This is a genomic window from Glaciecola punicea ACAM 611 (assembly GCF_000252165.1).
Classification (GTDB): domain Bacteria; phylum Pseudomonadota; class Gammaproteobacteria; order Enterobacterales; family Alteromonadaceae; genus Glaciecola; species Glaciecola punicea.
In genome coordinates, this window is record NZ_BAET01000019.1 from 1 (window position 1) to 16,176 (window position 16,176).

Below are 16,176 nucleotides of genomic sequence, written 5' to 3' on the forward strand. Positions count from 1 at the left end.
GGAGTTAATTATACCTTATTTACATGCCGCTTATTTTTATACTACAAAGATCAACACGTCCTAGTTTTTTAGTATTTTTTAAAATCTTGATACGGTCAAAATCAAGTGCCTTAAGTAAATAAAAATTTCCATTTTAGAATCAAAATTATCAAAGCACATAGTTGCTTATATGTATAACCCAAATTTGTTGAAGTTTCAACGGTGACTGCTATTCAATAAGCTTGTTTTATTCCAAGGCTCTTTAGGGGAACATGCCGCTATGCGGCGCAAGCACGAGGGTATAATCGCGAATCAGCTTGGTTTATACGCTCTAATGTCAGAACAAAGCGACTTGAACGCTTTTTTAGTTCCCAACATTGGATTGAGCACGTTTAACCGTCATTTCATGAGAGGAACGTTCGCATAAGACTCTCAATGTTCTTGTACCAATAGACTACCAACGTAAGAAATTGACAGTTGTCATTTCAACCAAAATAAGTGTAACTTCCTCCTGATAAACATCATCCTACTCAAAAGCCACCTGTAACGAAACGTAGTAATATCACAGAAATACGCAGTATAGACGTTATCTAGGCTTGCCGTAACCAGTTGCACGCAAGGCTAATACATTTCATCAAATTTTTCTTTTGGACTCGGCGCAATGGCTAGCATATTGCCGTTGCCACAGTTTTATACCTCTTCATAATATCGGATGCACATTGCGAGCATAGGTTCTGCTGGACTTTTACCAAACATACGTAAACTCATCTGAGTATTGTGGCTACTCTCCATTTTAATTTCAGTATCATAATCGATAGTTCGCTCTCATTTTCTACTTAGCTTCGATATTAGCGACCATGTCGCCTCTATTTTTGGTAAGTAATTTTTCCACCTACAATGGTCATTAGGTTTTCTGATGTCAAAATATCTGCTTCTGGAACAGTAAGCAAATCACGGTCAAATATTGTAAAATCAGCATATTTTCCCACTTCTACGGAGCCACGAATATCTTCTTGAAATGCACCATAGGCAGGCCAAATGGTGAACATCTTAAGGGCTGTTTCGCGGTTTACTGCGAGTTCCGGATGCCATCCTTCGCCTGATGTTCCGTCAAGCCTTTTACGAGTGACTGCCGCGTAAAACTCAATTCGTGGATCACCAAGTTCCACTGGCGCATCAGATCCTCCAAGTATCATCAATCCGCGATCAACCAATTGCTGCCATGGGTAAGCATAACCAAGACGGTCAGGACCAAGTCTATCTGGCGCAAAGTTAAGGTCACCGATACCATGACTTGCTTGCATGGATGGAAGAATACCAAGACTAACAAGGCGTGCTTGGTCTTGAGCGGGAATAATTTGCACGTGTTCAAGTCTCCATCTTGGGTCAGCCACGGCCCATTCAGATTTTGGCACAGCACTGAAGGCTTCTTCATACCAATCTAATACTGCCCGAACGGCTCGATCCCCAATTACGTGGGTTTGAATCTGAATACCTTTACGTAATGCCTCACGTAAAATCGGGTCAAGTTCATCTTTCGTGGTGCGGTTCATAAACCCATTATGTTCAGCATCTGCATAATTTTCAAGAAGTGCGGCGCCGCGCGAACCAAGTGTGCCATCGATATAGACTTTAATACCGCGTAAATCGAACATATTGTCGGGGGTTGTCTCACGTCCACGCTTAAGCATTGTTGACGCCTCTATAACATTTGCTGCCGCGTAAATACGGGTAGCCATATTTCCTTCTGCTTGTATCTCTTTTATTATTTCAACGTTGACGTAGGGCATGCCAGCGTCTTGAGTGTTTGTCCAGCCAACCTTAGCGTTCTCAAACATTCCTTGTACCAAACTGTCTTTTTTATAGTCACGTGTTTTTAGCGGGATAATGTCTCGAAAAATATCCATTGCCGAAGCTAGGATATAACCGTTGGGCGAGCCGTCTACGTCACGCTCAAACTTACCTCCAAGTGGATCAAGAGAATCTTTAGTAATGCCTGCAAGCTCGAGTGCTTTGGAATTAACAAGGGCTGACACACCGTCCGCACGTGGCATAAATAGAGGCTTATCCGCGGTAAATGAATCAACGTCATGTTTGCTAAGAAATCTTTTTTCATCTATCCATTCTCGTTCAATCCAGCCACGCCCTTGTACCCATTCATTTGCAGGCACTGTTACTGAAAAGGCTTCAATGGCGTTGACAGTTTCTTTCAGTGAGTTAATACCAAAAAGGCTTAACGTTTTTGGCCGCTGTCCGACACCTTCCACGTGCTGGTGACTATCGGTAAAACCTGCGTAAACATATTTCCCAGCCATGTTCATTATCTGTGCACCACCGCACATATAGTTGACAGCCTTTGCGTTTGTTCCCACAAATATAATTTTATCGCCCAATATTGCTGTTGCTTCAGCTGTCCACTGCGCCTCATTTGCAGTATAAATTTTGGTGTTGTAAAGCACCATATCAGCACGAATGCATTTTGAAGATGTTGCTGATGCAGCGACATCAATTTTAGCGCATGACACCAACGTCAAACTAAGCCCAAGTAAACTTAGTAATGTTAGGTTATTTTTGTACAACAAATTTTCCTCCTACTGACCTATTTTTTAAATAACAATAATCTGCTCTCGATCCAAATTTATGTATTTTGCGTTTTGATTCTTAGAGTATAGAAAACATACAAGCAAAAATAAACAGCTTTGATATTAATGTGCTCGACGACTTTAGAGTTTCCAAGTAAAATCTTGCTCTTTATTGGTGCAATTAGTATATTGCAGTGCAGTTCACGCAGTGCATACATAACTTAAATCTGTATTTTAGTGTACAGTTTATTGATTTACATATAAAAAATATAAAATAACAAGTTGGCAAAGATAATGCTTTAATTTTTACGTCTGTGCGCTTAATTGTCGCAGATTTACAACTTAAAATAGTCTCTTTGTTGTAAATTAATAACGCAATGACACAAATCGAGGCTTATTTGTAATGAAACTAAACGCTTGCTTAGAATTTAGGAGTGAAAGAACAATTATACATTTCCAAATTGCCTATTTGCGATACTGAGACGACTTAAAACAAGCGCCTAGTATAGGTCAACAGACAACCAAACATTATTTGGATACAGCAAACACTATTAATTTGCTACAGAATTCGCCAAGACTATTTGCTTGGCACTACGACGGTTTTTTAGCTTTTTAGCTTTTTACCCTAATAAATAGAGAAAAATATATGATAATTATGGCCCACAAAAAGAGTAAGCTTAAGAAAAGGAACGAAATTGCGATAGCGATTTCAGTTGCACTGATGGCTACACTGCCAATTCAAGTATCGGCTCAACAAGAAAGTACCGTCGAGAAAGTGATTGTAACCGGAACTAGAATGATGGACCGTTCGGCGGCTGATTCACCTGTTCCTGTAGATATAATAAGCGGCGATGAATTGCGTATAAATTCTTCGTCTGATATCCAAGATATGTTGCGTACGGCAATCCCTTCTTTCGATATTAACACCCAACCAATTAGTGATGCAGCAACGATTGTAAGACCAGCAAACCTGCGCGGACTTTCTCCGGATAACGTCTTAGTGCTAGTGAACGGAAAACGTCGTCACAGAGGCTCTATAATTTCTTTCCTTGGCGGTGGTATTTCTGATGGAGCTCAAGGGGTCGATATCTCTGCAATCCCATCAATGGCAATAAAACAGGTTGAAGTGTTGCGAGATGGTGCATCTTCACAGTATGGTTCAGACGCTATCGCAGGAGTCATTAACTTTATCTTAAAAGATAATTCAGAAGGCTTTGAAGTTTCAACACGCTATGGTTCTACTTATGAGGGTGACGGTAATAACTATACGCTATCCGCAAACGCCGGATTACCCCTTGGTGATACTGGTTTTGTAAGCTTGACCGCTGAAATAAGAGATGTCGAAGGGACAGTAAGGTCGGTTGTGCGAGACGATGTTGCCGCGATGGTTTCTGCCGGTTACACACCAGCTTTTAATTTTCAAACAATGAATAATTACACAGGCGATGTCCCACAGTACTGGGGCCAACCGGATGTGGAGGGGGACATAAAGTTCTTTATTAACTCGGCATTCGAAATTAGTGAAGCTGCAGAAGTTTACATGTTTGGTAACTACGGTGAGAGAGAAGTCACCGGTGGTTTCTTTTACCGTAACCCCGTCACTGATGGAAATCAGCGAGGAGGCGTTTACAGAGGCCCAAGAGTTGACCCATTAACTGGCCTTGCTGATCCTGACGGAGTTCACTCTGTGTTAGTAGGTGACCTTGATGGTCTTGGTGTTGGTGGCTCTTGTATTGCAGGTATCCCTATTGGTGGCGAAGGCAATGTGTTCCCTGACCCAAATTTTCTTGCACAGGTAGCTGCTGACGATAACTGCTTCTCATTTATTAACACTATTCCGGGTGGATTTGTGCCTAGGTTCGGTGGTAACAACGAAGATATGGCTATTGCCGTCGGTATTCGTGGCGAACTTAAGATAGGCACCGGTTTATTTTATGACGCGAGTGCTCAGCGCGGTTCGAACAAAACCGATTTCTTCATTCGAAATACCATTAATGCTTCTCTTGGTCCTGCTACGCCTAGAGATTTTGTACCGGGTGGTCAAGAACAAACTGAAACCCAATTTAAGCTAGACTTCGTATATCGGGTTGATGCTGGTCTCGAATCGGACGTAAACATCGCTTTTGGTACAGAATATAGAGAAGAAGAGTTTGATCTGTTTGCTGGTGACGAAGCTTCTTATGCACTTGGTCCATTAGCTAGTCAGGGATTTTCATCAAGCTCGAATGGCTTCGGTGGTTTTCCAGCAGATACATCTGCATCTCAAGACAGTACTGCTTTTTATATTGATGTTGAATCTGACATTACTGAAAAGGTAACGCTTGCAGTTGCTGTCAGAGCTGAAGATTTTAGTGAATTTGGAAATACTACAGATTATAAAATTGCCGGTATTTATCATTTTAGTGATGACTTTAGAATTCGTGGAGCGATCTCTTCTGGATTCCATGCTCCAACTGCGGGTCAAGCCAACATAACGAATGTAACTACGCAAAACGTTCAGGGCGTACTTATCGATCAAGGTACTTTGCCGCTTTCTTCGGCGGCGGGGCAGTTAGCGTCTAACTTTATAGAAAGTTTAGGAAATGGCCGACCAGAACTTGGAACAGAGGATGCTCAAAACTTTGCAATTGGGGTCGGCTTTAACCTCGCAGGTTCGACTTGGACGATTGATTATTACAATATTGAGTTAACTGACCGAGTTGCTCTTGGCGCTAATGTAGACTTTCTTGAAGCACTCACATTTGCTGCTCCATCAGGAACTAACTTTGAAACAGTATCCGAGGCGTTAACCAGCCTAGATGCACAAGGTATTATCGATCGTCAGCAATTTGTTGGGCTAGATGATCTATCACAATTTAGATTTTTCTCTAACAGCTTTGGCACCACAACAACAGGCGTAGATGTTGTTGGTAATATCTCGTTTGATTTGTGGGGTGGTGATTCTAGAGTCACCGTTGCGGCCAACTATAACAAGACTGAAGTTGATAGTGTTGGAACAGTCAATCCTATCGGTGCAGGGCGAGTTGCAGCAATTGAGGATTTGCTACCGAATACGCGAGCTAACGTATCGTGGTCGCACACCGAAGGGAATATCAGAACGTTATTACGCGCAAATTATTATGGCGGATGGGATGATACTGGAAATGGTGTGAATGGAGTTGGTGCACAAGTACTAATTGATGCGCAAGTTGCCTATCAATTCAGCGAACAGCTCGAATTTGTGCTCGGTGCAGATAATCTTCTTGATGCCTATCCTGAGAAAAATCCTGGTGCAGGAGGTTCGGGGGAGTTGTATTCAGAGTCAAGTCCATTTGGTTTTAACGGCGGCTCTTGGTACTTGCAAGCTCGATTCACCTATTAGGTAATCCAGTTGTATTGTTATAAAGCCACTCGTGCAAGAACGAGTGGCTTTTTTTATTAGCACGCTTTCGCCTTGCATGGTAATTAGTTTATAGGAAGACACCGATGCTGCACGTTATATGACGAAGGATCTGGACGTAAACGCAGTCATCAAGATCATATTAATAATGATAATGAGAATTTAACTCAACGATACGCTGAAATGCTTCGGTTTAGGTGCATAGTGATGCTTGCAAATCGAGCTTGCTCTCATCTACTGATTTTAAAGCAGCCAAATCTACAAATATTTTTGAAGTTAGAGCCTATACGAAAAATAGTATCGGCAGTTGCAGAGACTTTTCCTTCGAGTTTTGCTAACCCTAAACCATTGGTAAAGGAATTTCCTTGTGAATCGATAATGGCGTAGCTCATACCGGTAATGCCATTGGTTTTAAGAATACGGTTGAGCGTTTTATCTAAATCTCCAATCGCTTTAGCAGGCTTTTTTTGATTCGTTACGCTTTGACCAGTTTGCGCTGGTTCATTCTGCGATGCATGATTGAACTCATTTTGCTGAACATAAGAAAAATTAGCGGCAAATAGACTGGGGCCAAATAAGAAAATGCGAATGGATTTCATAAGGATAATTAAAAAGAATTATCAATAACTTGGATGACTTATGTTAGCCTAATCATTTTCATTTTCATTTTCAAAATGATTTTTACCTAAATATAGTATGATCCTCTAATGACCGCTATAGCTTGTGTATTTGCCCTTTTAGCTAAAAACCAGAGGAACGGTTTAGTTGCAAAAATGAGTTCAATTTAAGAAAGCCTCAATGACGGTAATTGGCACTTTTGCGACGGTCATAACTTAAAAATTAACGGCAGGTTTGGCCTCTTTCTCTGCTGAAATCTTCACCCAAAAGTAAATTTAGATTATAAAAGTTAACAACTATATTGGTTTAGTAACTACTTTATTGTCTACGTAACAACTTTATTGTTCACCCACACTAGCATTTTTGGTATTTTTAAATCTACTCCACTGTCACCGACTTCGCTAAATTCCTAGGCTGATCCACATCAGTCCCCTTAATCAACGCCACATAATACGACAACAACTGCAACGGAATGGTATACACAATAGGCGCCACCGACTCCATACAGTGAGGTACTTGCACCACGCGCATAGTGTCATCGCTCTCGAAATGCGCCTCTTTATCAGCAAACACATACATAATACCGCCACGCGCACGCACTTCTTCCACGTTCGACTTAAGCTTCTCTAACAGTTCATTGTTAGGCGCAACCACTATCACCGGCATATCGGCGTCTATCAACGCCAACGGGCCATGCTTCAACTCACCCGAGGCATAGGCTTCAGCATGAATATACGAAATTTCTTTAAGCTTAAGTGCGCCTTCCATCGCGATGGGGTATTGGTCCCCTCGGCCTAAAAACAGGCTGTGTTGCTTGTCTGAAAACTCTTCTGCTAGGTTTTCAATCTCACCTGCCAGTGCTAGGGTTTCCTCTAACTTAGCGGGTAAACTCACAAGCGCTTTTACGATGTTTGCCGAAACTGTCGGGTCCATATTCTTATGTTTGCCAATACTCAGCACCAACATAAGCAAAGCTGCTAACTGCGTGGTAAAGGCCTTGGTAGAGGCAACGCCAATTTCAGCGCCTGCTCGGGTTAAAAAGCTCAAAGCCGATTCTCTAACAAGCGACGACCCGTCTACGTTACAAATGCTCAAGCTCGACATGTAGCCTATTTCTTTAGCTAGTTTAAGCGCGGCGAGCGTGTCGGCGGTTTCGCCCGACTGTGAAATAGTAATTAACAAGCTGTTGGCTGGTACGTAAGAGCGTCTGTATCTAAATTCGGAGGCAATTTCAACATCGCACTGCACGTTTGCATACTGTTCTAGCCAATATTTAGCGGTAACGCCTGCGTGGTAACTGGTGCCGCAGGCGATAATTTTCACATAGCTAGTTTGCTTGAAAATCTCATCTGCACCTTCACCAAATATCCCAGGCGCTATGCCTTCGCTGCTTACTCTGCCATTTAAGGCATTGCGCAATACAAGCGGCTGCTCATGAATTTCTTTTAGCATGTAGTGGCGATAACCACCTTTATCGCCGGCGTCGTGCTCTACGGTGCTGTCTACAACATCACGCTCTACAATATCGCCGTTACCGTCTATAATTTTAACGCTGGTGCGAGTAATTTCAGCCACGTCGCCTTCTTCTAAAAAGATGAATCGGCGCGTTACTGGCAGCAAAGCCATTTGGTCTGACGCTAAGAAGTTTTCGCCAATGCCTAAACCGATAACAAGGGGGCTGCCTGAGCGCGCTACGACTAGTTTTTCTGGCGTAGTTTGGTCCATTACCACAGCGCCATAAGCACCTTTGAATGATTTAACCGCCGCTTGCACCGCGCTTAACAAATCGTCAGTGCTTTGCATATGTAAGGCAACGCTGTGGGCAATGGTTTCAGTGTCGGTGTCTGAGGTGAAGGTAAAACCTTTTTGAGTGAGCATGTCGCGCAAGCTTTTATGGTTTTCAATAATACCGTTGTGAACTACCGCAAAGCGTTCTTCACTTGAATGTGGGTGGGCGTTTGCTTCGGTTACGCCGCCGTGTGTGGCCCAGCGGGTATGTGCAATCCCAATGGTACCTAAACCGTTGGTCTCGTTAATGGCGTTGGCAAGCGCTATTACCTTGCCTGTGCGGCGCACCACCGACAGTTTGTTGTGGTTGTTTGTATCTACTAAGGCAACACCGGCTGAATCATAGCCACGGTACTCAAGGCGCTTTAAGCCTTCCAATAAAATTTGTACAACGTTGCGCTCGGCAACTGCTCCGACTATTCCACACATGGTATTGTTATTCCTTAGTTTGTTTAGTCGGCTTTTGCCAACCTGAAATATTCTTTTGCTTGCTGCGTGCAATGGCTAGCTGATCGTTCTCAACTGCTTTTGTAATGGTACTGCCTGCGCCTATTGTTGCACCCGCGCTAATAATCACGGGGGCAACAAGTGATGAATTTGAGCCAATAAATGCGCCGTCGCCTATTTTGGTAATAAATTTGTTTATACCGTCATAGTTACAGGTAATGGTGCCCGCGCCTATATTCGCGTTTTGGCCTATAATGGCATCACCAATATAGCTTAGGTGATTTACTTTTGAGCCTTTGCCAATAACCGCCTTTTTGATTTCCACAAAATTGCCTACTTTAGCGCCTTGGTGCAGATCTGCGCCGGGACGCAAGCGCGCATAGGGGCCAACATTACAATCGTTGGCAACGGTAGCATTTTCAAGCAGTGAATACGCTTCTATATGGGTATTATCGCCTACATGACAGTTTTTCAATATGCAGTTGGCACCAATGCGCACGTTGTTACCAATAGTCACTTCACCCTCAAAAATAGCGTTTATGTCAATAAATACGTCTTCACCTACACTAAGCTTGCCGCGTATATCAATTCTACTCGGATCGGCTAAAGACACGCCCTGCATCATTAAGTTGTTTGCTTCGCGTAATTGATAAGCGCGCTCAAGCGAGGCTAATTGAGCGCGATTATTCACGCCCTCAACTTCTCGATCCCACTGTGGGTGCGCAGCTGTTATACGCCTGCCCTCTTTGGCCGCCATTGCAATTACGTCGGTAAGGTAGTATTCGTTTTGTGCGTTGTCGCTAGACAAGTTGCCCAACCAGCGTTTTAAATCGTGGCCTTGCATAATCATCATGCCGGTATTTACTTCTTTAATCAGGCGCTGTTCATCACTAGCGTCTTTATGCTCGATTATGGCGGTAATATTATTGTGGTTGGAAGGGTCGCGCACTATGCGGCCCATGCCGGTTGGGTCGTCTAAATTAACGGTTAACAGCGCTAAGTCAGCTTCTTTTTTGACGTCTACTAAATTGCGTAAAGTCGTGGTGGAAATAAGCGGGGCGTCGCCCACTACAATTAACACATCGTCATTATCGTTAACGTTATTTATGGCCTGCATTACAGCGTGCCCAGTGCCGAGCTGCTGGGCTTGCAAACACCAGTTAACCTTATGCTTCGCCAGCGCGCTTTTTAGCAAATCGCCGCCGTGGCCGTAGACAAGATTAATGTTGCTACAGCCTAACGCGTATACATTGTCGATAATGTGCTCAACCATGGGTTTGTGCGCAACTTTATGCAAAACCTTCGGCAGGCTAGACTTCATTCTAGTCCCTTTCCCTGCGGCTAAAATGATAACTGACAGTGCCATTATTTGTCCTTGAAGATATAAATTGCAAAGTGTACAAAAACCGAAGGTAATTGTCAGAATTATTTACACTTTATTAAAATTGTTAATCCCCTATAAACTTGTATAGGATCCTTAAAAGTCAAGGCCTTACTTGTGTATTACAATGCTTGGTTTGCGCTTGAAACGAGAAAAAATATTAGTGGCCAACATAACGCCAATTATCACTAAAGCGCCACCGGCTAGTTCTTTAATCGTTAAGCTTTCATTTAATATAATATAACCCCAAAGCACCCCAAATAAAGGCACTAAGTACCCCACAGTAAGCGCACGCGAAGGGCCAATTTTAGCAATAAGGTCAAAATAAAGTACGTAAGCAAAGCCTGTGCATACAAATGACAATAATAATGCACTGGTAAGTGCTCGTGAGCTTGGCATCGTCTCTGGCAAATTCATTATAGCAAATGGTGCCAGTACCAAAGCCGCAAAGAACTGACTGCCGCCAGCAATTGCAAAGGGCTTCACATGGCTCATACTGTGTTTTAGGTAGCTGGCCACAATGCCATAGCAAAGAGTAGCTAGCAATATTGCTAGCACCGGCCACACGCTGGCGTTTGCATTTGTGGCCTGCGCATAACTAATGAGCACTACGCCGGCAAAGCCCATTAGTACGCCAACAAGACCTACCCAGCCTATGGTTTCTTTTAAAAACAAATACGCCACTAGCATGCCAAACATGGGCGCGGTGCCGTTTAAAATTGCGGCTAAACCTGCTTCAATATGCAACAAGCTATAGTTGAACAAACAAAATGGAATGGCGGTGTTAAGTAGGCCAACCACCAATAGCTGCGGCCAATACTTGAATAAATCTTGCTGCTGTCCTTTCAAAAAAACAAAGGGAATGAGCAGTATAGTCGCGCCAATAGCACGCACTTCTACTAGCGCAAAAATACCAAATTCGGGCGCAGCCCATTTTATGAGCATAAACGAGGAGCCCCAAATAGCGCCTAGCAGCAAAAGCTCTAGGAAATCTTGCATTCTCAATAGTGTGTCTCTGTGTTAATTTTTGATGATATAAACGTTCTTAGAAAAACGTTGTTTTGTTTAGCGTTCTACTGAAAGCAAAAAGGATTTTCGGGGCAAGCCACCTGCATAACCGGTTAAACTGCCGTTAGCCCCTATAATGCGGTGGCATGGTATCACAATTGCAATGGGATTTTTGCCATTTGCAGCGCCCACTGCACGGCAGGCTTTAGGATTGTTGATCGCGGTGGCGATTTGAGAATAACTGGCGTTCTGGCCATGCGCTATTTTAAGCAACTGCTGCCAAACCGATTGCTGAAACCCGGTGCCTTTAGGCGCAAGTGGCAAGTTAAACTGTTTTAAATTACCCATTAAATATGCCAGCATTTGCCTTTTGGCAAGCTCGCTTATAGGGTTTAGTTTTTCTGAAATACTGGTATCTGCGAACCCAATACGGGTAATGGCGTTAGCGTTAGCGTGCATTTGAATATAACCCTGTGGCGTATGAATTTGGCTAACATATTCACCAACATCTACTGCTTCGTTTTGCAACGGCCAAGGTGCGTTGTTAATATTACTTGATTGAATATTACTTAACTGCTTAAATTGGGTTTGTTTATCGGCCAAGATATTACTCCCTTTATTATTTTTTTACGCCAAATACTAATGCGATAACCCCGCTAAACGCCATAAATTCAGCGTTAAGTAGCTGCGCCACGGCGCAGCTAGCTCGGCATTTATGGCACGGCCCTGTTCGCGGCGCTTAGCGAGTTGTTGTTTAATCACCAGGTCTGTATCTAACCAGATATCACTTTCACCAATCGCGCGCAGCAACACATAATTTACCGTCCAAGGCCCAATGCCTTTAATATTGATAAGCCCAGCAGTGTTAGTAAGCTCAGCAGTGTTAGTAAGCCCAGCAGTATCACTAGGTTCATCATTTTCAAGCGCCGCCAAAGGCTCACAATGCTGATAAAATTTTCCTAGTGAAATGAGGGACTGGCGCCTTGCCGCCGGCATCTTTAAAAAAAGTAAGTCATTACTAGCCACTTCATCAGGCGTGGGGAAACGAAAGACAAGGTCATAAACCCCGTTTTGCTCAGCAAAAAACGCATGCAGCTGGTTCACTTTATTCACCGCCGCCGTCACCGACACCTGCTGACCCAAAATAGCCCTGCACCCTGCTTCAAACCCACTCGCAACGCCAGGAATACGAAGCCCGCTGACTATTTCATTTTCGGGTAAGCCTGCATTACGCAGTCCCGTTTCTATTAGCTGCGGATTAATATCTAAATCGAGCATTCGTCTTATGGTATTAGTAATGCTTAAGGTGTGGCGAGAATGCGCTGCATTAAAGGTTAAATAAAATCCGTTTTGCTTGGCCGCATGAGTAATGTCGACTTTTATCGGCACGTACTCATTAGACCCATCACCGCGCTTATCTGCCACTGACAAAATTTTGCTAAAGCCATTTTCGTGCACTTGCTCATTGCCATGTATTTGGCGTTTGGCCAGAAAATCGCGCAGCTGTGGCCAGTTGTACGGTGGCCTATACGTCAATAATATACTCACATTTTCACTTAAACTGCCTGCCTGTTAGTGGTTTTCACTAAAATGAAAAATAAACCGTCGAATCGGGGATCGCGCGCTAGTCGAGCTTGTTCACATATTTGTGTTGTTAACATGTTTGCCTAATAAATGGTAAGCTTTCGTAAATAGTACCCGAACACAAAATAAAAACACCTTGTTTTCGGAACTTATAATCAATCTGCCAGCCCTATTCTAGCTTCTGTTATTACGAGTTGTATTATGACGCCATACATTATAAAAAGTATTCAAGGTTTATCAAGACAGCAAGCTTGGTCTTTGCTGTTAGCATTTACCTTGCTTTTAGTAGTGTTTAGGCCATCAGCTCAAGTAAACGAAAACGACTGGATAGATGACTACGTTAATTCGTTTGCTGTGCAGGCCAAAAAAGTCAACATACCCGGATTTGCGGTCGTTATAGTCAAAAAGGGACAGCCTGCGCAGTTCAAATACTATGGTTTAACTGAGCACGGTGGCACTGCCATTAATAGAGACACGAAGTTCAGACTAGCGTCGGTCTCAAAAACCTTCACCGCAACCCTCGTTGCTAAACAAAACAGTGAAAAAACCCTCGATTGGCAGTCACCCTTAGCAACACTGACGCCGGAGTATACGTTTGACAATTTTAACGACAAACCTATATTGCTGCGCCATATTATAGGCCAGTCGACTGGCTTTATGCCTAACGCTTACGACAATTTAATAGAGGCAAACTACAATCGCCCGCGAGTACTGCGAGAAATGGGTAAATTAGACAGTATTTGTAAGCCAGGCTTTTGCTACACCTATCAAAATGCCCTCTTTGGCGTGTTGGAAGAGTACTATAAAACGCAGAACTCTTCCTTTTCACAAGAACTGTCCAAAGATCTTTTTACCCCGCTTAAAATGAAGTCTTCGGTGGGCCGCACTGCGCTTGAAAATTCTGGCAACTGGGCTAAACCCCATGCAGCAGTGTCTAGAAGCAAGTGGCGAAAAGTAGCGGTAAAAGAGGACTATTATCGCTTCTCACCTGCCGCAGGGGTAAACGCCAGTATTAGCGATATGGAAATTTGGCTACGCGCCATGCTCTTAGAATACCCAGAGGTGGTGAATGCCACCATGGTTGAGCAAATGACACTACCACGCGTGGAAACTAAAAACGAGCTAGGCAGACGCGAGTGGCGAAAGCACCTTATAACGGCTCATTATGGTTTAGGCTGGCGCGTGTACAATTTTAAAGGCATCGACGTAAATTATCACGGCGGCTGGGTGCAAGGATACAGGGCCGATGTCGCGTTTTCACCCACGCTTGAAACCGGCATTGCCATTTTAATGAATGCCGAAAGCAACCTCATCAACACCATAAGCGCAAAGTTTTGGGAGCAAGCTGTTATTCATAAAGATGATGAAAAAAACAAGACCGCGCAAGTTATTAGTCATTAACGAAAAATGTATTAGGTATAAATATTCGCCATTACTTTTCAGTTCTTAGGTAAGTATAACCGCCTAAGCATTCTTCGTAAAAGTCAGTCCATTTCACGCCTTCGCGTGGCTTGATTTTACCTAGGGCTACCTCTTTATCTATGGTCTTTTTCACGTCAAGTGCCATGGCGCTTGGGTGATACTGCATTATCGATAAGACTTGCTCAACGGTAGTCCCTTTAATCACTTCTTCAATATAAAACTTCTCTGGATCGTCTTCAAGGCTAAATACGTGTACCTCATTTAAGCGCCCAAACAGATTATGCATGTCGCCCATTACGTCTTGATATGCGCCGGTCAAAAATATGCCTAAATAACACTTTTCATCTGTTTTTAGTTCAGGTAGTGGCAATACTTTACCTAAGACGTGATCAACTACAAAGCGGTCTATTTTACCGTCACTGTCGCAGGTAATATCTACCAAGGAGCAGTTTTTTACGGGCGCTTTATGCAGGTTTGTGAGCGGCGCAACGGGTAATAGTTGGCCAATAGCCCAGCTGTCTACCGCTGACTGAAACACAGAAAAGTTACACAAATATTGCGACGACAATGCATAGTCAAGATCTTGCATTTCTTCTGGTACGAAGTCAGCTTGCTGATAGTAAGCATGCACGAAACGTAATATTTGCCAATAAAGTGTTTCAATTTTGCCTAGCTCTTCCATGCCTATTACACGTAAACTGAAGGCCTGAGAGGCCTGTTCTTTCCACCGAGAGGCGTCGTTAAATACCTCTTGATAATTATCGTTCTCAGATAAAGACTCGTGCAAATAGCGCATGTTCTTTAGTAAAACATGTTCATTTTCGGTGGCAACTGTATCAAGGTCGACGCCTTCGGGTTTAATTTCACCCACCACCTCAGTAATAACACAGCTATGATGAGCGGTGATTGCGCGCCCGCTTTCAGACACGATATTCGGGTGAGGCACGCCTTCTAGGTCGCACATTTCTCGCAGACCGTAAACTACGTCAGCCACATACTCGCGCAGGCTATAATTGCGCGATGAATCGTTGGTAGACTGGCTGCCGTCGTAATCGATGCCTAAACCGCCGCCTACATCCACATATTCTAACTTAAAGCCTAGCTTGTGCAGTTCGGCGTAAATGCGCGCGCTTTCATTCACCGCGTCTTTAATCGCGCGTATGTCGGGAAGCTGGCTGCCAATATGAAAATGTAAAAGCTTAAGCGTATGCCCCATCCCTTGCGATTCTAAATAACGCGCGCCTTTGATTAACTCAGAAATAGTTAAACCAAATTTAGCTCTATCGCCGCTTGAACCCACCCAGCGACCCTGACCTTTACTGCGCATTTTACTGCGCAGACCTATAATAGGCTCTATATCTAGCTCTTTACTAATTTTAACAAGCATGGCTAGCTCACTGAACTTTTCAATTACCACCACCACTTTTCGGCCCAGTTTGCGCCCTAATAGCGCTAACTTTATAAATTCTTCGTCTTTATAACCATTTAATATCGTTAATGAGTTGGCATTTGTATTGTACGCCAGTACCGCGAGCAGTTCTGGTTTTGAACCAGCCTCTAACCCAAAGTCATATGGCGCACCGGCATCTACAATCTCCTCTACCACTTCGCGCATTTGGTTTACTTTTATCGGGTAAACGCCGTTATATCTGCCGGTGTAGTTAGCTTCTTTTATAACGTCGTTAAACGCTTCGTTTAGGCTCACAACCTGAGAACGCAATACGTCATGAAACCGCACCACCACCGGGAATTGAACATTTTCGTCGTTAATTTCTTTAAGTACCGAGGCAAAGTCTATTTTTGTGTCGCTTTTATTTTGATCGGGTACCACATGTATGTTGCCGTTCTCGCCAATTTTAAAATAGCCGCCGCCCCAGCTTGACACGCCATAGGTGCGCTCGGCATCAGCAATAGACCAGTTTTGGGCAGAACCAAGTAAGGGCGCGTTTTGTTCAGTATACTTTTTTTGCATTAATGAATTGACCTAT

General features: G+C 43.5%; 11 protein-coding genes. 2 read left to right on the top strand and 9 right to left on the bottom strand.

Annotated features, from left to right (window positions below; genetic code table 11):
• Positions 1-845 precede the first annotated feature (845 nt).
• Positions 846-2,504, bottom strand: a complete 1,659-nt coding sequence (locus tag GPUN_RS08215; RefSeq protein WP_238528960.1) for an amidohydrolase — start codon at positions 2,502-2,504, stop codon at positions 846-848.
• Between the two features lie 778 nt (positions 2,505-3,282).
• Between GPUN_RS08215 and GPUN_RS08220 the strand changes: the two genes are divergently transcribed.
• The gene (locus GPUN_RS08220) at positions 3,283-5,922 is read left to right on the top strand and encodes a TonB-dependent receptor plug domain-containing protein (RefSeq protein WP_238528961.1); all 2,640 of its coding nucleotides are present in this window, start codon (positions 3,283-3,285) and stop codon (positions 5,920-5,922) included.
• 248 nt (positions 5,923-6,170) lie between these two features.
• Here GPUN_RS08220 and GPUN_RS08225 read toward each other — a convergent pair whose 3' ends face one another.
• The 7 genes from GPUN_RS08225 to GPUN_RS14835 all read right to left on the bottom strand — a co-directional run bounded on the left by GPUN_RS08225 (position 6,171) and on the right by GPUN_RS14835 (position 12,843).
• Entirely contained in the window at positions 6,171-6,539 is a 369-nt protein-coding gene (locus GPUN_RS08225; RefSeq protein ID WP_006005490.1) for a serine hydrolase, read from the bottom strand.
• A 397-nt stretch (positions 6,540-6,936) separates the two neighbouring features.
• Entirely contained in the window at positions 6,937-8,775 is a 1,839-nt protein-coding gene (gene glmS / locus GPUN_RS08230) for a glutamine--fructose-6-phosphate transaminase (isomerizing) (protein ID WP_006005492.1), read from the bottom strand.
• 7 nt (positions 8,776-8,782) lie between these two features.
• The gene (glmU, locus tag GPUN_RS08235; RefSeq protein WP_006005494.1) at positions 8,783-10,159 is read right to left on the bottom strand and encodes a bifunctional UDP-N-acetylglucosamine diphosphorylase/glucosamine-1-phosphate N-acetyltransferase GlmU; all 1,377 of its coding nucleotides are present in this window, start codon (positions 10,157-10,159) and stop codon (positions 8,783-8,785) included.
• A 126-nt stretch (positions 10,160-10,285) separates the two neighbouring features.
• Positions 10,286-11,173 carry a DMT family transporter gene (locus tag GPUN_RS08240; RefSeq protein WP_006005496.1) on the bottom strand — a complete coding sequence of 296 codons (888 nt, stop codon included), beginning with the start codon at positions 11,171-11,173 and terminating at the stop codon, positions 10,286-10,288.
• Positions 11,174-11,239: 66 nt separating this feature from the next.
• Positions 11,240-11,785 carry a methylated-DNA--[protein]-cysteine S-methyltransferase gene (locus GPUN_RS08245; RefSeq protein WP_006005499.1) on the bottom strand — a complete coding sequence of 182 codons (546 nt, stop codon included), beginning with the start codon at positions 11,783-11,785 and terminating at the stop codon, positions 11,240-11,242.
• Positions 11,786-11,821: 36 nt separating this feature from the next.
• Entirely contained in the window at positions 11,822-12,730 is a 909-nt protein-coding gene (locus GPUN_RS08250) for an AlkA N-terminal domain-containing protein (protein ID WP_051987326.1), read from the bottom strand.
• An 8-nt stretch (positions 12,731-12,738) separates the two neighbouring features.
• Positions 12,739-12,843, bottom strand: a complete 105-nt coding sequence (locus GPUN_RS14835) for an Ada metal-binding domain-containing protein (RefSeq protein WP_141567259.1) — start codon at positions 12,841-12,843, stop codon at positions 12,739-12,741.
• A 124-nt stretch (positions 12,844-12,967) separates the two neighbouring features.
• Here GPUN_RS14835 and GPUN_RS08255 point away from each other — a divergent pair, with 124 nt between their 5' ends.
• Positions 12,968-14,167, top strand: a complete 1,200-nt coding sequence (locus GPUN_RS08255) for a serine hydrolase domain-containing protein (RefSeq protein WP_006005503.1) — start codon at positions 12,968-12,970, stop codon at positions 14,165-14,167.
• Positions 14,168-14,198: 31 nt separating this feature from the next.
• On the opposite strand, the gene speA is transcribed toward GPUN_RS08255, so the two are convergent.
• The gene (speA, locus tag GPUN_RS08260) at positions 14,199-16,160 is read right to left on the bottom strand and encodes a biosynthetic arginine decarboxylase (protein WP_006005505.1); all 1,962 of its coding nucleotides are present in this window, start codon (positions 16,158-16,160) and stop codon (positions 14,199-14,201) included.
• Between the last annotated feature and the right edge of the window lie 16 nt (positions 16,161-16,176).